A 22569-nucleotide genomic window follows, 5' to 3' on the forward strand; every position below is an offset into this window, starting at 1 on the left:
ATCTGCTGAACCTTGTGCACATCGAATCTTAAAGAGAAAGAACCACACTATGGCGCAATTTTACTCCGCAAAACAGCGCGTGACGACTCAACAACGGATCACCGTCACCATTGAAGACCTCGACCCGTTTGGTCAGGGCGTTGCCCGCTACAAGGGCAAAACCCTGTTTGTCTCGGGCGCGCTGCCCGGAGAACAGGCCGAGGTCACCCTGCTGGAGGATAAACGCCAGTATGCCAGAGCGAAAGCCGTGCGCCTGCTTAACCACAGTCCTTCACGGGTTGCGCCGCGCTGTCCCCATTTTAGCCGCTGTGGCGGTTGTCAGCAGCAGCATGCCGACGAGGCGTTACAACAGCAAAGTAAATCACGTGCCCTGGCACGGATGTTGACCCGGGCAGCGAACCAGCCGGTGGCGGTTGATGAGATCATTGCCGGACCTGCCTGGGGCTACCGTCGTCGCGTCAGGCTTGGCCTGCAGTGGCAGAACAAAACACAGCAGTTGCTGATGGGGTTTCGCCAGGCGGCCACCAACGATCTCGTCGATATCCAGCAGTGCCCCATCATGGTGCCCCAGCTTGAAGCGCTGATTATTCCGCTGCGCAATTGTCTCACTATGCTTAATGCTGTCAAACGCTTAGGTCATGTTGAGCTGGTGCTGGCTGACAATGGCCCAGTGCTGTTATTGCGCCATCTCGATGCATTAAGTAGCGATGATATTGCAAAACTGGAACGTTTTTCGCATCAGCACCAACTGATGCTGTTTCTGGATGATGGAAGCGAGACGCTGCGCGCATCTGGCGATCGGCAGCCGTTTTATCATTCTCACCAGCTTGAGCTAATCTTCAGTCCAAAGGATTTTATTCAGGTCAACGATACGGTGAATCAGCAGATGGTGGCGAAGGCCATTGCGTGGCTGGATTTGCAACCTGAAGATCGGGTGCTGGATCTGTTTTGCGGCATGGGAAACTTTACGCTTCCTGTAGGAAAAGCGGTACAAAGTGCCGTGGGTGTGGAGGGCGTTGCAGCATTAGTGCAGCAGGCAGAGTATAATGCTGACGTGAATGCGCTAAAAAACGTCAAATTCTTCCAGCATAATCTGGAAGAAGATGTTTCGCGCCAGCCCTGGGCTATGCAGGGATTTAACAAGGTATTACTCGATCCGGCTCGCGCTGGGGCGGCAGGTGTCATGGCACATGTCGTCAAATTAGCGCCAGAATGCGTGGTCTATGTTTCGTGTAATCCTGTGACACTCGCACGTGACAGTGAAACATTGCTGTCAGCGGGTTACCAATTGGAAAGGGTCGCGATGCTGGATATGTTTCCTCATACCCGTCATCTCGAATCCATGGTGCTGTTCAGAAAAAAAATATAAGTGTCCGGCAGGGGCGCTGTGCAGGAGAGGATATGGTTGCGGTCAGAAGTGCGCATTTAAATACGGAAGGGGAGTTTGCCCTTGACCAGTGGATCGCCAGTCTTGGCGTTGCTAACCCGCATTCCTGTGATCGCCTTGCTGAAACCTGGCGCTATTGTGAAGCGCAGACTCAGGGGCATCCTCACCAGTCGCTGCTGCTGTGGCGCGGCATCGAGATGGTGGAAATTCTCTCGATGCTCAGCATGGATATCGAAAGCCTGTGCGCCGCATTGATTTTCCCGCTCGCGAATGACGAAGTGGTCAGCGAAGAAGAGCTGGAAAAAACCGTCGGTCCGGGCATCGTTTCGCTGGTGCACGGGGTCCGCGATATGGACGCCATTCGTCAGCTGAAAGCTATTCATAACGATTCAATGGCTTCTGAGCAGGTGGATAATGTCCGCCGTATGTTGCTCGCCATGGTGGAAGATTTCCGCTGCGTGGTGCTGAAGTTGGCTGAGCGCATCATGAACCTGCGCGAAGTTAAAGACGCGCCGGAAGATGAACGCGTACTGGCGGCGAAAGAGAGCACCAATATTTATGCCCCGCTGGCGAACCGCCTGGGCATCGGTCAGCTTAAGTGGGAGCTGGAAGATTACTGCTTCCGCTACCTGCATCCCGACGAGTACAAGCGCATTGCTAAGCTGCTGCACGAGCGCCGCATCGACCGTGAGCAGTACATCGATAACTTTGTCGATAATCTGCGCAAAGAGATGGCAAAAGAGGGCGTGCGGGCCGAAGTGTACGGCCGTCCTAAACATATCTACAGCATCTGGCGCAAGATGCAGAAGAAGTCGCTGGCGTTTGATGAGCTATTTGATGTTCGCGCGGTGCGTATTGTCGCCGAGCGACTGCAGGACTGCTACGGCGCGCTGGGCACGGTGCACACGCTGTATCGCCACCTGCCCAACGAGTTCGACGACTATGTCGCCAACCCCAAACCTAACGGCTATCAGTCCATTCATACCGTGGTTCTGGGGCCCGAGGGCAAAACCGTCGAGATCCAGATCCGTACCCGCCAGATGCATGAGGACGCTGAGCTGGGCGTCGCCGCGCACTGGAAATACAAAGAAGGGCCGTCGTCCAGCCATGCGCGCGGCGCGGCAGGTCACGAAGAGCGCATTGCCTGGCTACGTAAGCTGATCTCATGGCAGGAAGAGATGGCGGATTCCGGCGAGCTGCTGGAAGAGGTGCGCAGCCAGGTATTTGACGACCGCGTCTATGTCTTTACGCCAAAAGGGGACGTGGTCGATTTGCCGGCAGGTTCTACCCCGCTGGATTTCGCTTATCACATTCACAGCGATATCGGTCACCGCTGCATCGGTGCCAAGATTGGTGGCCGCATCGTGCCCTTCACCTATCAGCTGCAGATGGGCGATCAGGTGGAAGTCATCACCCAAAAACAGCCGAACCCGAGTCGTGACTGGCTGAACCCTAACCTGGGGTTCATCACCACCAGCCGAGGCCGCGCCAAGATTCATAACTGGTTCCGCAAGCAGGATCGCGATAAAAACATTCTTGCCGGCCGTCAGATTCTGGATAACGAGCTGAATCAGATGGATATCAGCCTGCGTGAAGCCGAGAAACTGCTGCTGCCGCGCTATAACGTTACCTCGCTGGACGAGTTGCTGGCTGCCATCGGCGGGGGGGACATTCGCCTTCATCAGATGGTGAATTTCCTGCAGGCGAAGCTCAATAAGCCGACGGCGGAAGAGCAGGATCGTGAAGCCCTGCGCCAGCTCACACAAAAATCGCATGCGCCAACGTCACGCAAAGAGAGCGGCCGTGTGGTCGTGGAAGGCGTGGGCAACCTGATGCACCATATTGCACGCTGCTGTCAGCCGATTCCGGGTGACGACATCGTGGGTTTTATCACGCACGGACGGGGCATTTCGATTCACCGCGCCGATTGCGACCAGCTGTCTGAGCTGATTTCCACCGCGCCCGAGCGCATTGTGGATGCCGTATGGGGCGAAAGCTACTCCAGCGGCTACTCGCTGGTCGTAAGGGTGACGGCCAACGATCGTAGCGGGCTGTTACGCGATATCACCACCATCCTCGCGAATGAGAAGGTTAACGTCCTGGGCGTTTCAAGCCGCAGCGATACCAAAAAACAGCTCGCCACCATTGATATGGACATCGAGATTTATAACCATCAGGTCCTGGGGCGCGTGCTGTCTCGCCTGAATCAGGTGCCTGACATTATCGATGCCCGCCGCCTGCACTAATCGTCCGTTATCAGGCGCATGTCTTGACCGACGTGCGCCTGGCTGCTTTTATCACCGCTGTTATGCCAACTGAACACCTGAAGGATTTCCCTATGACGTCAATTGATCGCCTGCTGGGCATTATGAAAACCCTGCGCGATCCGCAGCAGGGTTGCCCGTGGGATCGCGAGCAGACCTTTGCCACTATCGCGCCTTACACGCTGGAAGAAACCTATGAAGTGCTGGACGCCATCCAGCGCGAGGACTTCGACGATCTGCGGGGGGAGCTGGGCGATTTGCTGTTTCAGGTGGTGTTTTATGCCCAGATGGCCCAGGAGCAGGGGCGTTTTAATTTTGATGATATCTGCCATGCCATCAGTGACAAGCTGGAACGCCGCCATCCACACGTTTTTGCGAACGGCACGGCAGAGAACAGCGCAGACGTGTTAAAAAACTGGGAAGCGATTAAAAGCGCCGAACGGGCAGAAAAAGCCCAGCACTCGGCGCTGGACGATATTCCCAAAGCCCTGCCAGCCCTGATGCGCGCCCATAAAATTCAGAAACGATGCCACAACGTGGGCTTCGACTGGAGCACACTGGGGCCGGTGGTCGATAAGGTGCATGAAGAGATTGACGAAGTCATGCATGAAGCGCAGCAAAGCGTTATCGATCCCCAAAAGCTGGAAGAAGAGATTGGCGATCTCCTGTTTGCGACCGTTAACCTCTCTCGTCATTTGGGCAGCAAGGCCGAAACGGCGCTGCAGAAAGCCAACGACAAGTTTGAGCGACGTTTCCGCGCGGTAGAAGCTATTATCAGCGCGCAGGGCCTGACAATGCCGGGGGCGACGCTGGAACAGATGGAGGCCGCCTGGCAGCAGGTGAAGGCAACGGAAAAAAGCTGATTATTCCTGTACCGCGCATAAAGTGTGCGCTCGAGCTTACTCGATTCAGCCTGACGTCAGATTTGTGACGCAGGTCAAAATTTTGTTTACCGCTATCCGCTATGTTACCCGCAGCAATGCTTTGGGAGAGGGATGTGATTCATCAATTGTGGCTGATAGCGGTTTCCAGTATACTGTTTTCCCGTCCTGGTTATTCCACCGTCTTTAAACCTAAACTCTCAGGTTCAGCATGACAACGAATTATATTTTTGTGACCGGCGGGGTCGTATCCTCTCTGGGTAAAGGCATTGCCGCAGCCTCCCTCGCAGCCATTCTCGAAGCGCGTGGTCTGAATGTGACCATCATGAAACTGGATCCGTACATCAACGTCGATCCGGGTACCATGAGCCCTACTCAGCATGGTGAAGTGTTTGTCACCGATGATGGTGCCGAAACCGATCTGGATTTGGGCCACTACGAGCGCTTCATCCGCACTAAAATGTCGCGCCGCAACAACTTCACCACGGGCCGTATCTACTCAGAAGTCCTGCGCAAAGAGCGTCGCGGTGACTACCTTGGCGCCACTATTCAGGTCATCCCTCATATCACGAATGCGATCAAAGAGCGCATTCTTGAAGGCGGTGAAGGCCACGATGTGGTGCTGGTCGAAATCGGCGGTACGGTCGGTGATATCGAATCCCTGCCGTTCCTGGAAGCGATTCGTCAGATGGCGGTGGATGTGGGCCGCGAGCATACGATGTATATGCACCTGACGCTGGTGCCTTACATGGCCGCCGCAGGCGAGGTGAAAACCAAGCCGACGCAGCACTCGGTCAAAGAGCTGCTCTCCATCGGTATTCAGCCTGACGTGCTCATTTGCCGGTCCGATCGTGCGGTGCCAGCCAATGAGCGTGGCAAAATTGCCCTGTTCTGCAACGTGCCGGAAAAAGCCGTTATCTCGCTGAAAGACGTCGATTCAATTTATAAAATTCCTGGCATGTTGAAATCACAGGGCCTGGACGACTACATCTGTAAGCGTTTCAACCTGAACGCCCCGGAAGCCAATCTGGCCGAGTGGGAGCAGGTGATTTATGAAGAAGCCAATCCGGGCGGCGAAGTCACCATTGGCATGGTGGGCAAATATGTCGAGCTGCCGGACGCCTATAAATCCGTTATTGAAGCGCTGAAGCACGGCGGTCTGAAAAATCGTGTGACCGTAAACATCAAGCTGATCGACTCACAGGACGTTGAAACCCGTGGTGTCGAATTGCTGAAAGATTTGGATGCCATTCTGATCCCTGGCGGCTTTGGCTACCGTGGCGTAGAAGGCAAGCTGATGACGGCGAAATACGCGCGTGAAAACAACGTGCCTTATCTCGGCATCTGCCTCGGCATGCAGGTCGCACTGATGGAGTTCGCCCGTAACGTCGCCGGAATGGAAGGCGCTAACTCCACTGAATTTGTGCCAGACTGTAAGTATCCGGTGGTGGCACTGATCACCGAATGGCGTGACGAAGAAGGCAACGTGGAAGTGCGTACTGAACAGAGCGATCTGGGTGGCACCATGCGCCTGGGCAGCCAGCAGTGCCAGCTGAATCCGGAAAGTAAGGTTCGCCAGCTGTACGGTTCTGACACCATTGTTGAGCGCCATCGTCACCGCTATGAAGTGAACAACATGCTGCTGAAGCAAATTGAGGCAGCGGGTTTACGCGTGGCAGGTCGTTCAGGTGACGATCAGTTGGTTGAGATCATTGAGATCCCGAATCATCCATGGTTTATTGCTTGCCAGTTCCACCCTGAGTTCACATCGACGCCTCGCGATGGTCATCCGTTGTTTGCGGGTTTTGTGAAAGCAGCACATGAGCATCAGAAGCGTTTAGCGAAATAAGTTTAACGAACAACGCGCGAACTTTTCGCGCGTTGTTTGTCTTAGGATTGACTAACTTGTACTGAGGAAAATCGTAATGGCCAAAATCGTAAAAGTCATCGGTCGCGAAATTATCGACTCACGTGGCAACCCAACTGTTGAAGCAGAAGTTCACCTGGAAGGTGGTTTCGTTGGTCTGGCTGCGGCACCTTCAGGTGCATCTACCGGTTCTCGTGAAGCACTGGAACTGCGTGACGGTGACAAATCCCGTTTCCTGGGCAAAGGCGTAACCAAAGCCGTTGCTGCGGTTAACGGCCCGATTGCTGAAGCGGTAAAAGGCAAAGACGCGAAAGATCAGGCGAACATCGATAAAATCATGATCGACCTGGACGGTACTGAGAACAAATCTAACTTCGGTGCTAACGCCATTCTGGCTGTTTCCCTGGCAGCAGCGAAAGCCGCAGCGGCCTCTAAAGGTCAGGCGCTGTATGAGCACATCGCTGAACTGAACGGCACCCCGGGCAAATACTCTATGCCACTGCCAATGATGAACATCATCAACGGCGGCGAACATGCAGACAACAACGTCGACATTCAGGAATTCATGATTCAGCCGGTTGGCGCTTCAAACGTTAAAGAAGCGATCCGTATGGGTTCTGAAGTGTTCCACAACCTGGCAAAAGTGCTGAAAAGCAAAGGCATGAGCACGGCGGTGGGTGACGAAGGTGGCTATGCGCCAAACCTGGGTTCTAACGCCGAAGCGCTGGCCGTTATCGCTGAAGCGGTAAAAGCAGCCGGTTACGAGCTGGGTAAAGACATCACCCTGGCCATGGACTGTGCGGCTTCTGAATTCTATAAAGATGGCAAATACGTTCTGGCCGGTGAAGGCGGTAAAGCGTTTACCTCAGAAGAGTTCACCCACTTCCTGGAAGATCTGACTAAACAGTATCCGATCGTTTCTATCGAAGATGGCCTGGACGAGTCTGACTGGGATGGCTTCGCCTACCAGACCAAAGTGCTGGGCGACAAAATCCAGCTGGTGGGCGACGACCTGTTCGTAACCAACACCAAAATCCTGAAAGAAGGTATCGAGAAAGGCATCGCTAACTCTATCCTGATCAAATTCAACCAGATCGGTTCACTGACCGAAACCCTGGCTGCAATTAAAATGGCGAAAGATGCAGGCTATACCGCTGTGATCTCTCACCGCTCAGGCGAAACTGAAGATGCGACCATCGCTGACCTGGCGGTCGGTACAGCTGCGGGCCAGATCAAAACCGGTTCAATGAGCCGTTCTGACCGTGTTGCTAAGTACAACCAGCTGATCCGTATCGAAGAAGCGCTGGGTTCAAAAGCCCCCTTCAACGGTCTGAAAGAAGTTAAAGGTCAGTAAGTTTACTGCCGTCTGACTTCTGATCATAACCCGCCCACGTGGCGGGTTTTTTTATGCCCGGACCTTATGCAGCTTCCGCCATCTTTTTGCGCGACGTCTATGCTGTTTACATCCGTTCTTAATAAAACCCACCGACACTGAATAACGAGCAAGGTGCGCCGGGCTGACCTCGCACCTTACCGCTGGCCTGAAGCACGCGCTTCAGGTTCATATTTCTGACAGGCAGAAGGGGGAAACGCATGAGACTGGCTTCTTATAACGTGGAAAACCTGTTCGATCGCGCCAGAGCAATGAACCAAAACGAATGGCGTGAGGGCAAACCGACGCTGGAAAAATTCGCCCAACTGAATGCACTGCTGGGGCAGGTGGAATACAGCGATGCGACTAAGAAGCAAATGGTGGAATTGATGGAGGCGCTGGGGCTGCAAAAGTCAGATACCGGCCCCTTTGTTATCCTGCGGCGTAACCGGGGCAAGCTGTTGACCCGCCCCACAGACAACAGCGGAATAAAGATTATTGCCGCAGGACGCGCCGACTGGGTCGGTTCGCTGGAACTGCGGCGTGCGCCGGTAGATGAAATAGCTATGGGATTAACAGCGCAGGTCATGATTGACCTCAAGGCAGATATTTTGACCGTTGTTGAGGCAGAAAGCCGGCCCGCTTTACTGGAATTTAATAACGCCATGCTGCCTGCGCGCCAGGGAACGCCTTTTGATCATGTCATGGTGATTGACGGCAACGATGAGCGGGGCATTGATGTTGGCCTGATGACAGGAGCAGGCTTCGCAATCGACACCATTCGCAGCCACGTTGATGATAAGGATAAGCAGGGCGACCTGATTTTCTCGCGCGACTGTCCCGAATTTGCGATTCCGCTACCCGATGGACAAACCCTGCACGTGCTGGTTAACCATTTTAAAAGCAAAGGCTACGGTGCCAAAACGCTTTCCGACGCCCGCCGTAAACTGCAGGCCGAACGGGTGAAGGCAATTTATCAGCAGCGAATTAAAGAGGGACAAACGCTGATTGCTATCACCGGAGACTTTAACGATACGCCGGACAGCGAGGCGCTGGCACCTCTGCTGAAAGAAACCGATCTGAAAGATATCTTCACCCATGAAAAATTTGATAACGGCGGCTATCCAGGAACCTGGGGCGGCTGCAGCGCCAGTAATAAAATTGACTACATTTTACTGTCCCCCGCGCTGTGGAAAAAAGTGGAAAAGGGCGGCGTGTGGCGCAAAGGGATGTGGCCAGGCGTGCGCCCGGTAAAATGGGAAACCTATCCCGAACTGAAAAAAGAGGTGAATGCCGCCTCGGATCATGCGGCAGTCTGGGTGGACCTGAAGATCTAGTCCGAGGTATAGACGGCACAGGTCGCGGCGCTGACCGCAGCCTGTGCAGCCACAGCATTACAGCGACTGAATGATGCGTTTCAGTAAACGAATGCGCGGTTCAATGCTGTTCAGTTCCATATATTCAGACGGGCTATGAAAATTTGCGCCGATGGGGCCAAACCCATCCAGTGAGGGCGTGCCCACTGCGGCGGTATGGTTGGCATCTGAGCCCCCGCCTACAGCCTGCCAGCTAATCTCAATGTCTTCTGTTTGCCCGGCTTGCTCGACGATCTGCATTAGCGCTTCTGTTTTAGCATCTGGCGTCATGGCAGGCGTGTAAGCCTGCTGGGTAACCTGCGTCGTTACGCCGGGCTCCGCCTCAAAATGCGCAAGGGCTTTCATCGCCATGTTGACCCGCTCAAACTCAGCGTTAAGCTGAAAGCGCACGTCTACGATCATCTCTGCGTGGTCTGGCACAATATTTGCCGCGTCCCCGCCTGAGATCACGCCGGTGTTTACCGTTGTGCCCTGTGCGGGATCGGCCAGGTTCGCAACGGCAATGACGCTGTACGCCAGTGCGTTGATGGCTGAACGGCCTTTATCGGGATCGTTGCCCGAATGCGCAGCAACGCCGCTAAAATTCAGCCGATACCGCGCCATGCCTTTCCGTGCTTTGACCAGTGAGCCATCGCTTCTCGCCGCTTCGCCAACCAGCACGCAACGGCTGCGTTTTGCCAGTCCGGTCAACCAGTGATGAGAATACACCGATCCGGTTTCTTCATCGGGATTCATGGCGACGGCAATAGATAAACGATCGCGCTCAGCGTGATTCAGCCCACGTAATGCCCAGAGAATGGTCAGCAATCCCCCTTTCATGTCCGCCACTCCGGGGCCTCTGGCGCGATCGCCCTCAAGAGAGAAAGGACGTTCAGCCACTGTTCCCACAGGAAAAACGGTATCCATATGCCCCACCAGTAAAACATCATAATGCTCTGCATCAGGTTTGTTGGTGACCAGCAGGCCCGGGCCCACCTTGTCGTCCAGCTCAACACGCTGACAGTGCCAGCCATCCTGTTGATACCATTGCTGAAAGTGCTGGTATACCTGTTCCACGCCTTCCACCGAGCCCGTTCCGCAGTCAATATTGACAACCTGTTCCAGTTCCTGAAGATACTGTGTTAATTCCATAGGTTACTCCGCAATCATCAGTCGCATAACTATCATGGCGCCGAAGGCATTCAGCACCGACAGGGCAATCATCAAAGGGATACGTTTTGCTGGAATGCCGATCACGCCAAGAATGCGTCCAGCGTACTGGACCTGTGAACCCATCAGGTAGATGGCTGGCGCCAGGATAGCCAGATGGGCACCGGTCAGAATCCCTCGCTCAAATAAACTGATGGCAACGCCCACGCCACCGCCCATGGACATCCAGCCGCCAATGAGCACCGCGGCGGCCTCGCCCGGCAGGCCGAAAAGCCGCATCAGGGGGCCGAACAGCCATGCCATGCCAGCCAGCGTGCCGGTGAGTTCCAGGGCATAAATAATAATGAAGGCCATCAGAACGTTAGGCAGTGTGCTGGTCGTCGCGATGGTCCAGCCTTTTCGCGCTCCGGCCACAAAGACATCGGTGATCATCGGTTTAGCTGAGTCAGTCATTTTTACCTCTGTACCTTGTCTGCGTTCGCCGATCGTCAGGATCAGGCGAACCAGATTAGCGCCCACGATTTTCATGACGAACATTACCGCCACGCACAGACCAATTGAGGCTGGAACGGCATGCGAGCCATCAAGCGCTACCAGGGTAAACAGCACCGCACCGGAGGAGAAAAAGTTGGTAATCATCGCGCCAGCGGAAAACTGAAACATAGTAAAAATTGTTTTTTCTTTTTCCGTGATCTGCCCTTCATCAGCCAGTACGCGGGTTAATGATGCGCCAACATCCGTGCTTTGCAAACTCCCAATCATGGCCAGCCCGGTTGAGCCTGGGATCCCCATCAGAGGCCGCAGTAGCGGGGTAAGTAGCTTACGGGCTGCACGAAGTGCGCCGTAGTGCTCAAGCACGTTGATCATGCCTAATGCAAACATAACAGCAGGGATCAAGCCAAATGCGAACAGGAACCCATCCATTGCCCCATAACCGCCTTTTCCCCGAAAGGCGCTTTGCGCGACATCCAGGGTGTCGGTTTGAAGACTGACACCGGATACCACTTTTCCGAATGCCCCGTTTAATGTGGTGAAGTCAAACACGCCATACCACTCTTTTCCGCCAGGCAGACCGGAGAAAAACACCATGGCAAACAGCAAGGCCAGGTAAGCGCCCGGTCCGACCTTAAGCGGTTCGGATTGAGAAGAGTCAGTCATCGTTTATTTCCTTACATCTTTGGCGACAAAAGGCGATGCTAAAAGTGGGATGTAAGCGGAGGAATGATGACGATCAATTTGCAGGACAAAGAGCCAGCAACGGGCCAAATAGTGCTAAACAGCTCACAATAATCAGTGAAATTCGCCTCTGGATAAACGCAAAAATCCGGCTTGCCTTAGACAGAGTCAGCCACGCCGCATCACCTGACATGATCTTAACCCGGAGTTCTGCGATAATCGCGTTTTGCTAAAACCACAGAGACCATTATGCAGTACCCGATTAACGAAATGTTCCAGACGCTGCAAGGCGAAGGTTATTACACCGGCGTGCCGGCTATTTTCATCCGCTTACAGGGATGTCCGGTAGGATGCAGCTGGTGTGACACCAAACACACCTGGGAAAAACAGGCGGATCGGGAAACATCATTAGGCGATATTCTGGTCAAAACGGTGGAAAGCGATGCCTGGGGCAACGCCGATACGGCGACGCTGCTCAGCAGCATCGCGCAACAGGGCTGGACGGCCCGCCATGTGGTGATCACTGGCGGCGAACCGGCCATTTACGATTTACGCCCGCTGACCGCATCGCTGGAGGCGGCAGGATTTCACTGCCAGATTGAAACCAGCGGAACCCATGAAATCCACTGTTCCGAACAAACCTGGGTTACCGTTTCACCCAAGGTAAATATGCGCGGCGGATACGACGTGCTGGCTCAGGCCCTGAGCCGTGCGGATGAAATCAAACATCCGGTTGCCCGGCAACGTGATGTGGAGGCGTTAGACGACCTGCTGGCTGGCATTCAGGACAGCAAAGCTCGAATCATTGCGCTGCAGCCAATTAGCCGCAAAGATGAGGCGACAAAACTTTGTATTGAGACCTGTATTGCGCGCAACTGGCGCCTGTCGATGCAGACACATAAATATCTGAACATCGCCTGATAAGACTCAGGCGGCCTCTCGCCGCCTGACCGTTATTGCTTCGCTTTCCAGGCTTCAAAAGCCTGTTTGATCTCCGCTTTGGCCGCGCTGGCGTCTTCGAATCCCTTCAGCTCCACGTTTTTACGCCCTTCCGGCAGCGCTTTATAGACGCGAAAGAACGCTTCCAGCCGCTGCTGTTCCAGCTTTGGCAGATCGGCGACCGTCTGAATCGCATCATAGGTCGGATCGACTTTGCTGGCCGGAACCGCCACGATTTTGTCATCCACTTCGCCACCGTCGATCATTTTCAGTACGCCAATCGGGCGCAGTTTAATTAATGTCCCGGGCGCAAGTGGGGCGCGGGTGTAGAAGATCACATCCAGCGGATCGTTATCGCCGCCCAGCGATTGCGTCAGCGAACCGTAGTTTGCCGGATAAGCGACCGGCATCGACTGAAAACGATCGGCAACGATAAAACCGGTTTTCGCATCGGTTTCATATTTGATGATTCCGCCTGCGGGAATTTCCGTCACGGCATAGAATTCGTCGGGCAGTGAATCGGGTTGTGGAAAGCTGAGGATGTTTTCCGCCTGAACGGCGGCAGAGGCGGTGATAAAAAAGAGACAAGCAAAAAGCGGTTTTACCAGGTTCATTGTTGATTCTCTTGATCTTTAATGAAGGAGAGAACAGCCTGGTGGGGAAAGATGACAGAAGGATGACGTCAGACAGAGGAGGTGAGTTCAGCTGATGTCGTGCAGGAGAGGCGGCAGCAGGCCGATCAACAGGTCAGTAAGCGGGTGACCGGCCCTGCGCTGCCGTACAGAGCAGATTAACCGCGATAGGTGCAGCCTGCAGTACAGGTTTCTTTGATCATCACCGCGCTCAGCAGCGGCAGGCGAGGCTTCATGTGATCCCAAATCCATTTTGCCAGGACTTCGCTGGTGGGATTCTCCAGTCCGGGGATCTCATTAAGATAGTAGTGATCGAGCCTGTCATAGAGGGGTTTAAACGCCGCTTTCAGCTCAGCAAAATCCATGACCCAGCCGGTATGCGCATCCACTTCACCGGTAATTTCCAGACGAACAAGGAATGAGTGACCGTGCAGACGGCCGCATTTGTGTCCTGCCGGCACATTGGGTAAATAGTGTGCGGCTTCGAACTGGAACTCTTTAAATAACGTGGTAGACATAATCGCTCTCAGGCATTAAAAACGGCTGAATTCTACCTGAAATGGCAGTTTTTCGCATCTGCTAAGCGCCGTTAAACGACGATTAAGCCAGAATAGTAAAAGGATTCGCGCGCCTTTCCCAAAATGCGCTCAGCCATGACCCGGATCGTCAGCCGGAAGCCGCGTCACGATAGCTTCCGCTATGCCGTAATCCTCAATCAGCAGCCGTTGCTGCTCCGAACGTGACAGCGGCGTAAAGGTTTCCTTTCCCTCAGGGTCCCTGATAACCCGTTCTCCCTTCACGATTCCGGTGATGCTCCCGGCGCTGGCGCGGCGAATCAGCAAGGCACCGTCAAAGCGGCTGCTATGTCGGCTCTGTTGATGGCGTGACTGAAACGCGTCAACGGGGAGGTCGGTAGTCAGAATTTTGCAGTCGATCCCTGCCCGACCCAGCGGCCTCCAGTGTATGTACCAACTGCCGTCTCGCTCATAAACGCGTGTTCCCCAGACGGGATGGGGATTCAGCCTGGCTTCCAGCGGGAGCGGATGGCCATGGAGCAGCGTGCTGTCAACCACCCGCGTGCCTGCATCCATGTTAACAAACAGCATGCCATGACCGGGGGAACCTGCGGGCGCCGGACGTGAGGACAGCATGGTGGAAAGGCCAAACTGCACGTTAAATCCCACGTGTATCAGCAGGGCATGCAGCGCGCCATGGCCCGCCCAGCAGGTGCCGCCTGTGCCATAGGTTAACCAGTGAGTGAAAAAGTCGGTTGCCGTGCTGCCGGGCAAGGGGAGGGCGCTGTCGTGGTCAGTCATCAGACGGCGGCGGAGATTATCAAAGGGTACCGACTGGCACCAGGCGCGATATATCTCACTCAGTCCGACCTCATCAGGGGCGGGAGGCGCGCTAAACCCCAGTTTTTGCAGAATCTGCTCCGCCATTGCTTGCGGTAACGCGGTGATAATGCCTGGCACCTGTCGTTGCTCCTGGTCGTTTTCCTGTTGTTAACCCAGCAATTTGCCGCGATCACCCGTCGTAAAGTCCAGTGCGCGCCGTGATTACCTGAGTGTGTTAACTCTCAATATTCTTACCACTTTTAACGATTAATTTTATCTGAAAAACCATTTAGTCATTTTGGTTATTTGATATGTCGAAGGCGTATTTAATCGTTAATATAGCAGCCTGTACCCTTTCTTCTCTTCCGCTACTATTCGGTCCGGACTTCTGCTACTGGAATTTTTATCGCGATGACGACTCAGGCACCAGGCTCAATGCTTCCGCTCTCTCCGGAGCAACTTGCTCGTTTACAGGCAGCAACGACAGATTTTTCCACCACTCAGATGGCCTGGCTCTCTGGCTATTTCTGGGGCATGGTCAATCAAACGCCAGGCCAGGCGGTTGCCAGCGCGCCTGCGCAGGCTGAAACCCCGGCGATTACGCTGCTCTCTGCTTCACAAACCGGCAATGCCCGCCGGGTAGCCGAGCAGTTACGCGATGACCTGCAGGCGGCAAAACTGACCGTGAATCTGGTCAACGCGGGCGACTTTAAATTTAAGCAGATTGGCCAGGAAAAAATTCTGATTGTCGTGACCTCGACGCAGGGCGAAGGCGAACCACCGGAAGAGGCCGTTGCGCTGCATAAATTCCTGATGTCTAAGAAAGCGCCCAAAATGGACGGCGCGGCCTTTGCCGTGTTTGGTCTGGGCGATACCTCCTATGAATTCTTCAGCAAAGCGGGCAAAGATTTTGACAGCCGCCTGGCCGAGTTGGGTGCAGAACGACTGCTGGATCGGGTCGATGCGGATGTTGAATATGCCGAGCAGGCCAGCGCCTGGCGCGCGGCAATTACTGCCGCACTGAAAGAACGCGTACCGGCAGCATCACCGGCCCAGAGTGCGGCAACCGTCGCCGGCAGCGTGAACGAAGTCTTCACCAGCCCTTACACTAAAGAGCAGCCGCTTAGTGCCAGCCTGGCGGTTAACCAGAAAATTACCGGGCGCGATTCGGACAAAGATGTGCGTCACATCGAAATTGATCTGGGTGATTCAGGATTACGCTACCAGCCTGGTGATGCGCTGGGCGTCTGGTATGAGAATGACGCGGCCTTGGTTAACGAGCTGCTTGAACTGGTGTGGCTAAAAGGCGATGAGCTGGTTGAGGTGCAGGGCCAGACGCTGCCATTGGCAGAGGCGTTGCAGAAACATTTTGAGCTAACGGTTAACACCGCGCAAATCGTCGCGCAGTACGCAGCCTTAGCACGTAACGACGAACTGCTGTCGCTGGTGGATGATAAAGCCAAACTGCAGCAGTATGCGCAACGCTATCCGATTGTTGATATGGTTCGTCTGGCACCAGCCCAACTGAGCGCAGAACAGTTATCCGGCTTGCTGCGTCCGTTAACGCCGCGTCTTTACTCTATCGCTTCGTCTCAGGCCGAAACCGATACCGAAGTACATATCACCGTGGGGGCCGTGCGCTTTGATATTGAAGGGCGCCCGCGCGGCGGCGGCGCTTCCACCTGGCTGGCGGATCGCATTGAAGAAGACGGTGAGGTGCGCGTGTTTATCGAACACAACGATAATTTTCGCCTGCCCGCCAACCCGGATGCACCGGTCATTATGATTGGGCCTGGCACCGGTATTGCGCCGTTCCGCGCCTTTATGCAGCAGCGCGAGAACGACGGCGCCAGCGGTAAAAACTGGCTATTCTTTGGCAATCCACACTTTACTGACGATTTCCTGTATCAGGTGGAATGGCAGAAATACGTGAAAGATGGCCTGTTAACGAATATCGATCTGGCCTGGTCGCGCGATCAGGCCGAGAAAATTTACGTACAAGATAAAATCCGCGCCAAGGGTGCGGAGGTGTGGAGCTGGTTACAGGAAGGCGCGCACCTTTACGTCTGCGGCGACGCCAATCGGATGGCAAAAGACGTTGAGCAGGCATTACTGGATGTGGTGGTCGAACACGGCGCTATGGATCGTGAAACGGCTGACGAATTTTTAAGTGAGCTGCGCATTGAGCGCCGTTATCAGCGAGACGTTTACTAATGACTGAAAAATACCCTGGCCCGCTGGTGGTTGAAGGCAAACTCACCGACGCTGAGCGTTTAAAAAAAGAGAGCAACTACCTTCGCGGTACCATCCTTGAGGACCTCGACGAGGGCCTGACCGGTGGTTTCAGCGGCGATAACTTCCTGCTGATCCGTTTTCACGGCATGTACCAGCAGGATGACCGCGATATTCGTGCTGAACGTGCGGAGCAAAAACTTGAGCCTCGCCATGCGATGATGCTGCGCTGTCGTCTGCCGGGCGGGATCATTACGCCGACCCAGTGGCTGGCGATTGATAAATTTGCTACCGATAAAACCCTTTACGGCAGCATCCGTTTGACCAACCGTCAGACTTTCCAGTTTCACGGCATTCTGAAGAAGAACGTGAAGCCGACGCACCAGATGCTGCACGAAGTGGGGCTGGATGCGCTGGCGACCGCGAATGACGTTAACCGTAACGTCCTCTGCACCTCAAACCCAGTGGAGTCTGAGTTGCATCAGGAAGCCTATGAGTGGGCCAAAAAGCTGTCGGAGCATCTGCTGCCGCAAACCCGCGCTTATGCCGAGATCTGGTGGGATCAGGAAAAAGTGGCGACCACCGACGAAGAGCCGATCCTGGGCCAGACCTACCTGCCGCGTAAGTTTAAAACCACGGTGGTGATTCCGCCGCATAACGATGTTGATCTGCACGCTAACGATCTGAACTTTATCGCGATTGCGGAAAACGGCAAGCTGGTGGGCTTTAACCTGCTGGTGGGCGGCGGCTTGTCTATCGAGCACGGTAATAAAGCCACCTACGCGCGCACCGCCAGCGAATTTGGCTACTTCCCGGTGGATAAGATCCTGGATGTGGCAGCGGCGGTAGTGACGACCCAGCGCGACTGGGGCAACCGTACCGATCGTAAAAATGCCAAAACCAAATACACGCTGGAACGCGTAGGCGTAGAGACGTTTAAGGCGGAAGTCGAGAAGCGCGCCGGTGTCACGTTTGCGCCGACACGTCCTTACGAATTCACCACCCGTGGCGATCGCATTGGCTGGATCAAGGGCATTGATAACAAGTGGCATCTGACGCTGTTCATCGAAAACGGTCGTCTGCTGGATTATCCGGGACGTCCGCTGAAAAGCGGCGTGGCGGAAATCGCCAAAATCCATCAGGGCGATTTCCGTCTGACCGCCAATCAGAACCTGATTGTGGCAGGCGTGCCGGAAAGCCAAAAAGAGCAGATTGAAGCGATTGCCCGCGAACACGGCCTGATGGAAAACGTGACGGCCCAGCGGGAAAACTCGATGGCCTGCGTGGCGTTTCCAACCTGTCCGCTGGCGATGGCGGAGGCTGAACGTTTTCTGCCGTCTTTCGTGACGAAAGTCGAAGAGATCATGCACAGCCATGGCGTAGGCGAAGAGCACATAGTGTTACGCGTTACCGGTTGTCCGAACGGCTGTGGCCGTGCCATGCTGGCAGAAGTGGGCCTGGTGGGGAAAGCGCCGGGCCGTTACAACCTGCATATCGGGGGTAACCGCATCGGAACGCGCATTCCACGTATGTATCGCGAAAATATTACTGAAAGTGAAATTCTCGCCACACTTGATGAGCTGGTAGGTCGCTGGGCGAAAGAGCGCGAGGCCGCAGAAGGCTTTGGTGACTTCGTGATTCGGGCTGGCATTGTTACGCCGGTGTTGGATCCTGCGCGCGACTTCTGGCAGGAGGCAAAATGAGTATCGATCTTGCAGCACTGAATGAGATGTCGAAGGTCCAGCGCGCGATGGCGTTGGCGGCAACTAACGCCCAACTGGAAAAAGCCACGGCTGAAGAGCGTGTAAGCTGGGCTCTGGAAAATCTGCCGGGTGCTTACGTGCTCTCGTCCAGCTTTGGCATTCAGGCTGCGGTATCGCTGCATCTGGTGACGCGCGTACAACCGGATATTCCGGTCATCCTCACCGATACCGGCTATCTGTTTCCGGAAACCTACCGCTTTATTGATGAACTGGCTGACCAGCTTAACCTTAACCTGCAGGTGTTCCGGGCGGAAACCTCGCCAGCGTGGCAGGAAGCCCGCTACGGCAAGCTGTGGGAGCAAGGGGTAGAGGGCATTGAACAGTACAACCAGATCAACAAAGTTGAGCCGATGAATCGGGCGCTGGAAACCCTGTGCGCCCAAACCTGGTTTGCGGGCCTGCGACGCGATCAGTCAGGCAGCCGCGCCACATTGCCGGTACTGGGCGTGCAGCGCGGCGTGTTTAAAGTGCTGCCAATTATTGACTGGGATAACCGCCAGATTCATCAGTATCTGCAAACCCACAACCTTAAATACCATCCGCTGTGGGAGGAAGGCTATCTGTCTGTCGGAGATACGCACACCACGCGCAAGTGGGAGCCGGGGATGGCAGAAGAAGAAACGCGTTTCTTTGGCCTGAAACGTGAGTGCGGCCTGCACGAAGGCTAACTGACGCGCTTAGTTCTGGTAACGGGCGATCCTCTGGGGTCGCCCGTTTTGCTATGGCCTCCGTCATCGCCTCAGGGGAAGGATGTCGGCTGCGATCAAAACGCCGTCTCGACGCTGTCCACCACCCGGTATTCATCATCCACTAAGGGAAGATAACGCCATTTATCAAATGCCGTGCACGGATGAGAAATACCGCATCCGACCCAGTCTCCCGGCATCAGCGATTCATCGTCAGGCACGCGTAAATAGGCGTGCTGATCGTTAACCTCGCTGATGTGCAGATGCGTGCCGGTTCGTGGCGCGGTGCCATCCGGCTGGCGGATCCACAAAGGCACGGGCAAATCCTGATCGAAAGGCACGTCCCGTCTGCCAAAATCCAGCAGCGCCAGACCAGATTCAGGGCGGGAAAGCACGCGCCCCCAGATTTCCAGGGCCGCTTCAAAATGATGGTCAGCGCCGGGCTGGGAAAAAGGCGCAATACGCGAATAGAGCCCGCTGTCGTGTGCCATGTAGGCACCCGAGCGAATCAAAGGCTGAACCGGCAGCGGCAAAACGGCCTGGGTAAAACAGGCTGTCACCACATCAAACCACGCCCCCCCGCCTGCGCTGAGCAGAATCGTCTTGCTGTGGAACAGCTGGCGTTCAGCCAGCATTCTGGCGCAGTCCAGCATAACGTTGCAGTAGTGCTGAATTAACGCCACGCCAGCCGCATCCCGCCCGGCACCCAGCGCGCCTTCATAGCCTGCGACACCAACAAGATGAAGATGGCGACTTTGGGCGATGCGCTCAGCAATCGCCAGTACCTCCTCTTCGGTTCTGCATCCTGTCCTGCCGCCGGGAATCGACACTTCAATCAAGACCGCAATGGCCGTGTCGCCCAGGTTTTGCTCCAGCAGCGTGACGCCCGCAAGGGAGTCAACGTAACAGAGAAAGCCGTGGTCAGGATTCCGACGCTGCCATTCACCAATCCAGCGAATTCCGCCAGGATCGACACATTCGTTTGCCAGAAACACGTTGCGGATACCGAAATGGCGCAGGGCGCGCACCTGAGCAGGTGTTGCTGCGCTGATCCCCCACGCGCCGCCCTGGGTCACGGCCCGGCGTAAGACTGCCGGTGCCATTGAGGTTTTGCCATGTGCTGCCAGCATGACGCCTTTCTCCTGGCAAAACGCTGCTAACTGCCGCAGGTTGTTTTCCAGAGCGGACTGTTTCATTACCATGACGGGCGAAAAGACATCTTCGCTACTCAGCACGGCGGTGCCGATCTTAAGGGGAGCATCGCCCTCACCGGCAACCGATTTAAAGCGGGGCGACGGCTGCGCAGTGTCCAGCTTCGCGTCTGCGATCAGCGGAAAATGTAAAGACATGGCGGCTCCTTAGTGCTCAAGCACGCGTGACAGAAACTGTTGCGTGCGCGGATTCTGCGGATGAACAAAAATGTCGTCCGGCTTACCCTGCTCAGCAATCACGCCCTGATCCATAAAAACAACGCGATCGGCTGTTTTCCGGGCAAACCCCATTTCGTGGGTTACCACCACCATTGTCATGCCCTCGCGCGCCAGCCCGCGCATCACTTCCATTACTTCACCGACTAATTCAGGATCGAGAGCGGACGTGGCTTCATCAAAGAACATGATTTTTGGCTGCACCGCCAGAGCGCGCGCAATGGCCACACGTTGTTGCTGTCCCCCGGAGAGCTGAGAAGGATAGTGATCGGCGCGGTCAGCCAGTCCAACGCGCTCCAGCGCTGCCATCCCGCGCGAATTCGCCTCGGCCACTGACAGTTTCTGCGCTTTTATCAGCGCCAGGGTGACATTGCCGAGGGCGGTTTTATGAGGAAACAGGTTGAACTGTTGGAACACCATCCCCACCTGACCACAAATATCACGATTGCGTTTTGGGTCGTGCAGCGGAACGTCGTTAACCCAAATTTCGCCGCCGTCGGCCTTTTCCAGACCACTCATGATCCGTAGTACGGTACTTTTACCGGAACCGGATGCGCCGATCAGCACCAGCACCTCTCCGGGCGAGACATCAAGGCTGATCTCTTTCAGAACTTGCGTAGCGCCAAATGACTTCGTAATCCGGCTCAGAGTAATGGCTGCATTTTTCATGATAACGAGTTCCTGGTTTGCTGATGCTGGACCCAGCGGGAAAGCGGAAAACAGATAACGAAATAGAGCAGGGCAACCAGACCATAAACCACTACGGGCTGTCCGATGCGATCGACGATGGCCTGGCCCTGATGCATCAGTTCCGACATGCCTATCATGCTGACGATAGAGGTATCTTTAATCAGCGACAGATACTGACCCACCAGCGGCGGCAATACGATGCCGCGAGTTTGCGGCAGAATCACGCTGGTGAAAGTTTGCCGCCTGGAGAGCCCAAGGATCCACGAAACTTCCCACTGTCCTTTCGGCACGGCTTCAATCCCGCCACGAAAAATCTCGGCAATGTAAGCGCCCTGATAAATGCTCAGGCCCAAAATGCCTGCGGCAAACAGGTTGATGTCATACCCGAAATAGGCCACGCCAAAGTAAATAAACATCAGCGTGATAAGCACGGGCGTGCCGCGAAACAGCTCGGTATAGATCACGGCAATTTGCCGGGCGACAGGGATGCGGCTGGTACGCAAAATCGCGGCCAGTAAACCCAGCAACGTGCTGCCCGCAATGGCAGCGACCGACAGCAATAACGTAATCACCAGACCGCGCCACAGGAGCGGCAGACTGCTGAGGATCAATTCGCTCATTGGGCTGGCTCCCGTTTAATCGTATGGGAAAACATTCTTTTCGCCTGCGTCCAGATGGGCCGTTTGACCGAGACAACCAGCGGCGGCATAAACAGTCGGCGTCCCGCGACATTGCCCAGCCAGGAAAACAGGTTACTGAGAAACAGATAGACCAGCGCGACGACGCTGAATGTCTGAATGTAGAGCAGCGTACGCGCATTGATGACCGTTGCGGTTCCCGTCAACTCCGGTAGCGCAATGGCTGACAGCAGTGAGGTGCCCAACAGTAGCTGAATCAGGTTGTTAATAATCGCGGGCCAGACGGCGCGCGCGGCCTGTGGCATGACCACGTTTAAAAATCGCTGGCGACGACTAATGCCAAGAATCCAGGCGGCTTCCAACTGACCTTTGGGGACGGACTGAATACCGGCGCGAAAAACCTCAGCCAGATAGGCACCGACGTTAATCCCCAGCGCCAGCACGCCCGCGGTAAAGGCGCTCATGGTAATGCCCAGCGAGGGAAGCCCGAAAAAGACGATAAAAATCTGCAGCAACACGGGCGTGTTACGAATAAATTCAACGTAGCCGTGGCTCAACCAGCGCAAAGGCGCAAAAGTCGCAGATTTCGCCAGCGCGGCCAGCAGTCCCAGTACCAGCGCCAGCATAAAAGCCAGCAACGTCACCTGAAGCGTTAACCAGGTCGCGGCGAGAAAGGTATCGGCATATTGCCAGAGTGTCAGCCATTGGTAGCGCATAGAAAGCCTCCTCAGGAGGACACAGGCGTGACCTGTG

Annotated in this window: 19 protein-coding genes and 1 pseudogene; 10 read left to right on the forward strand and 10 right to left on the reverse strand. The window is 55.1% G+C overall.

What is annotated here, in order from left to right:
• Positions 1–49: 49 nt before the first annotated feature.
• The 6 genes from rlmD to DFO57_RS11910 all read left to right on the forward strand — a co-directional run bounded on the left by rlmD (position 50) and on the right by DFO57_RS11910 (position 9108).
• The gene (gene rlmD / locus DFO57_RS11885; RefSeq protein ID WP_110015372.1) at positions 50–1369 is read left to right on the forward strand and encodes a 23S rRNA (uracil(1939)-C(5))-methyltransferase RlmD; all 1320 of its coding nucleotides are present in this window, start codon (positions 50–52) and stop codon (positions 1367–1369) included.
• A gap of 32 nt (positions 1370–1401) precedes the next feature.
• Complete coding sequence (gene relA, locus DFO57_RS11890) at positions 1402–3633, forward strand: GTP diphosphokinase (RefSeq protein ID WP_013026949.1); 2232 nt, start codon at positions 1402–1404, stop codon at positions 3631–3633.
• A gap of 92 nt (positions 3634–3725) precedes the next feature.
• Positions 3726–4514, forward strand: coding sequence for a nucleoside triphosphate pyrophosphohydrolase (mazG, locus tag DFO57_RS11895; RefSeq protein ID WP_110015385.1), 789 nt, complete (start codon positions 3726–3728; stop codon positions 4512–4514).
• Between the two features lie 229 nt (positions 4515–4743).
• A complete protein-coding gene (pyrG, locus tag DFO57_RS11900; protein WP_013026947.1) occupies positions 4744–6381 on the forward strand; it encodes a glutamine hydrolyzing CTP synthase in 1638 nt (545 codons plus the stop codon).
• Positions 6382–6457: 76 nt separating this feature from the next.
• Positions 6458–7753, forward strand: coding sequence for a phosphopyruvate hydratase (gene eno / locus DFO57_RS11905; protein ID WP_013026946.1), 1296 nt, complete (start codon positions 6458–6460; stop codon positions 7751–7753).
• Positions 7754–7992: 239 nt separating this feature from the next.
• Positions 7993–9108 (forward strand): endonuclease/exonuclease/phosphatase family protein, encoded by a 1116-nt coding sequence (locus DFO57_RS11910; protein WP_022623104.1) that lies wholly within the window; start codon positions 7993–7995, stop codon positions 9106–9108.
• A gap of 57 nt (positions 9109–9165) precedes the next feature.
• On the opposite strand, the gene DFO57_RS11915 is transcribed toward DFO57_RS11910, so the two are convergent.
• From DFO57_RS11915 to DFO57_RS22750, 3 genes and pseudogenes are all read right to left on the reverse strand, one after another.
• Positions 9166–10278, reverse strand: coding sequence for a M20 family metallopeptidase (locus tag DFO57_RS11915; RefSeq protein ID WP_110015373.1), 1113 nt, complete (start codon positions 10276–10278; stop codon positions 9166–9168).
• A 3-nt stretch (positions 10279–10281) separates the two neighbouring features.
• Positions 10282–10749: a YjiG family protein gene (locus DFO57_RS22745; protein WP_014605162.1), complete on the reverse strand. Its 468-nt coding sequence runs from the start codon at positions 10747–10749 to the stop codon at positions 10282–10284.
• A 15-nt stretch (positions 10750–10764) separates the two neighbouring features.
• Positions 10765–11454: pseudogene (locus DFO57_RS22750) on the reverse strand (nucleoside recognition domain-containing protein); the annotation flags it as partial.
• Positions 11455–11721: 267 nt separating this feature from the next.
• Between DFO57_RS22750 and queE the strand changes: the two are divergent.
• On the forward strand, positions 11722–12393 hold the full coding sequence (queE, locus tag DFO57_RS11925; RefSeq protein ID WP_110015375.1) for a 7-carboxy-7-deazaguanine synthase QueE: 672 nt from the start codon (positions 11722–11724) through the stop codon (positions 12391–12393).
• Between the two features lie 32 nt (positions 12394–12425).
• Here the strand turns inward: queE and DFO57_RS11930 are convergent, their stop codons facing one another.
• From DFO57_RS11930 to DFO57_RS11940, 3 genes are all read right to left on the reverse strand, one after another.
• Positions 12426–13025, reverse strand: coding sequence for an inorganic diphosphatase (locus DFO57_RS11930; protein ID WP_013026940.1), 600 nt, complete (start codon positions 13023–13025; stop codon positions 12426–12428).
• Between the two features lie 176 nt (positions 13026–13201).
• A complete protein-coding gene (queD, locus tag DFO57_RS11935) occupies positions 13202–13561 on the reverse strand; it encodes a 6-carboxytetrahydropterin synthase QueD (RefSeq protein ID WP_013026939.1) in 360 nt (119 codons plus the stop codon).
• Positions 13562–13690: 129 nt separating this feature from the next.
• Complete coding sequence (locus DFO57_RS11940; RefSeq protein WP_072404632.1) at positions 13691–14518, reverse strand: arylamine N-acetyltransferase; 828 nt, start codon at positions 14516–14518, stop codon at positions 13691–13693.
• A gap of 273 nt (positions 14519–14791) precedes the next feature.
• Between DFO57_RS11940 and cysJ the strand changes: the two genes are divergently transcribed.
• From cysJ to DFO57_RS11955, 3 genes are read left to right on the forward strand one after another with little or no spacing between them, the layout of a single operon-like run.
• Entirely contained in the window at positions 14792–16594 is a 1803-nt protein-coding gene (gene cysJ / locus DFO57_RS11945; protein WP_110015376.1) for an NADPH-dependent assimilatory sulfite reductase flavoprotein subunit, read from the forward strand.
• Positions 16594–18315: an assimilatory sulfite reductase (NADPH) hemoprotein subunit gene (gene cysI / locus DFO57_RS11950; protein ID WP_013026936.1), complete on the forward strand. Its 1722-nt coding sequence runs from the start codon at positions 16594–16596 to the stop codon at positions 18313–18315. Before cysJ ends, cysI begins: the two co-directional genes overlap by 1 nt.
• The gene (locus DFO57_RS11955) at positions 18312–19043 is read left to right on the forward strand and encodes a phosphoadenylyl-sulfate reductase (RefSeq protein WP_013026935.1); all 732 of its coding nucleotides are present in this window, start codon (positions 18312–18314) and stop codon (positions 19041–19043) included. The genes cysI and DFO57_RS11955 overlap by 4 nt, the downstream gene beginning before the upstream one ends.
• Before the next feature lie 95 nt (positions 19044–19138).
• Here DFO57_RS11955 and DFO57_RS11960 read toward each other — a convergent pair whose 3' ends face one another.
• Genes DFO57_RS11960 through DFO57_RS11975 form a run of 4 tightly spaced genes read right to left on the reverse strand, consistent with a single transcriptional unit; the run spans position 19139 to position 22532 of the window.
• Complete coding sequence (locus DFO57_RS11960; RefSeq protein WP_110015377.1) at positions 19139–20410, reverse strand: alanine racemase; 1272 nt, start codon at positions 20408–20410, stop codon at positions 19139–19141.
• Between the two features lie 9 nt (positions 20411–20419).
• Positions 20420–21157: an amino acid ABC transporter ATP-binding protein gene (locus tag DFO57_RS11965; protein WP_013026933.1), complete on the reverse strand. Its 738-nt coding sequence runs from the start codon at positions 21155–21157 to the stop codon at positions 20420–20422.
• Positions 21154–21798, reverse strand: coding sequence for an amino acid ABC transporter permease (locus tag DFO57_RS11970; RefSeq protein WP_013026932.1), 645 nt, complete (start codon positions 21796–21798; stop codon positions 21154–21156). Before DFO57_RS11970 ends, DFO57_RS11965 begins: the two co-directional genes overlap by 4 nt.
• Positions 21795–22532 (reverse strand): amino acid ABC transporter permease, encoded by a 738-nt coding sequence (locus tag DFO57_RS11975; protein WP_013026931.1) that lies wholly within the window; start codon positions 22530–22532, stop codon positions 21795–21797. Before DFO57_RS11975 ends, DFO57_RS11970 begins: the two co-directional genes overlap by 4 nt.
• Between the last annotated feature and the right edge of the window lie 37 nt (positions 22533–22569).

Origin of the sequence: Pantoea sp. AG702, assembly GCF_003182295.1 — a bacterium.
Taxonomy (GTDB): domain Bacteria; phylum Pseudomonadota; class Gammaproteobacteria; order Enterobacterales; family Enterobacteriaceae; genus Pantoea; species Pantoea ananatis.

Excerpts from the sequence above, each read along its gene's own strand:
- queE (WP_110015375.1), top strand. The coding sequence starts at position 11,722 with ATGCAGTACCCGATTAACGAAATGTTCCAGACGCTGCAAGGCGAAGGT.
- cysI (WP_013026936.1), top strand. The coding sequence starts at position 16,594 with ATGACTGAAAAATACCCTGGCCCGCTGGTGGTTGAAGGCAAACTCACC.
- mazG (WP_110015385.1), top strand. The coding sequence starts at position 3,726 with ATGACGTCAATTGATCGCCTGCTGGGCATTATGAAAACCCTGCGCGAT.
- DFO57_RS11960 (WP_110015377.1), bottom strand. The coding sequence starts at position 20,410 with ATGTCTTTACATTTTCCGCTGATCGCAGACGCGAAGCTGGACACTGCG.
- DFO57_RS11910 (WP_022623104.1), top strand. The coding sequence starts at position 7,993 with ATGAGACTGGCTTCTTATAACGTGGAAAACCTGTTCGATCGCGCCAGA.
- eno (WP_013026946.1), top strand. The coding sequence starts at position 6,458 with ATGGCCAAAATCGTAAAAGTCATCGGTCGCGAAATTATCGACTCACGT.
- cysJ (WP_110015376.1), top strand. The coding sequence starts at position 14,792 with ATGACGACTCAGGCACCAGGCTCAATGCTTCCGCTCTCTCCGGAGCAA.
- relA (WP_013026949.1), top strand. The coding sequence starts at position 1,402 with ATGGTTGCGGTCAGAAGTGCGCATTTAAATACGGAAGGGGAGTTTGCC.
- DFO57_RS11970 (WP_013026932.1), bottom strand. The coding sequence starts at position 21,798 with ATGAGCGAATTGATCCTCAGCAGTCTGCCGCTCCTGTGGCGCGGTCTG.
- DFO57_RS11965 (WP_013026933.1), bottom strand. The coding sequence starts at position 21,157 with ATGAAAAATGCAGCCATTACTCTGAGCCGGATTACGAAGTCATTTGGC.
- rlmD (WP_110015372.1), top strand. The coding sequence starts at position 50 with ATGGCGCAATTTTACTCCGCAAAACAGCGCGTGACGACTCAACAACGG.
- pyrG (WP_013026947.1), top strand. The coding sequence starts at position 4,744 with ATGACAACGAATTATATTTTTGTGACCGGCGGGGTCGTATCCTCTCTG.
- DFO57_RS11955 (WP_013026935.1), top strand. The coding sequence starts at position 18,312 with ATGAGTATCGATCTTGCAGCACTGAATGAGATGTCGAAGGTCCAGCGC.
- DFO57_RS22745 (WP_014605162.1), bottom strand. The coding sequence starts at position 10,749 with ATGACTGACTCAGCTAAACCGATGATCACCGATGTCTTTGTGGCCGGA.
- DFO57_RS11975 (WP_013026931.1), bottom strand. The coding sequence starts at position 22,532 with ATGCGCTACCAATGGCTGACACTCTGGCAATATGCCGATACCTTTCTC.
- DFO57_RS11930 (WP_013026940.1), bottom strand. The coding sequence starts at position 13,025 with ATGAACCTGGTAAAACCGCTTTTTGCTTGTCTCTTTTTTATCACCGCC.
- DFO57_RS11915 (WP_110015373.1), bottom strand. The coding sequence starts at position 10,278 with ATGGAATTAACACAGTATCTTCAGGAACTGGAACAGGTTGTCAATATT.
- queD (WP_013026939.1), bottom strand. The coding sequence starts at position 13,561 with ATGTCTACCACGTTATTTAAAGAGTTCCAGTTCGAAGCCGCACACTAT.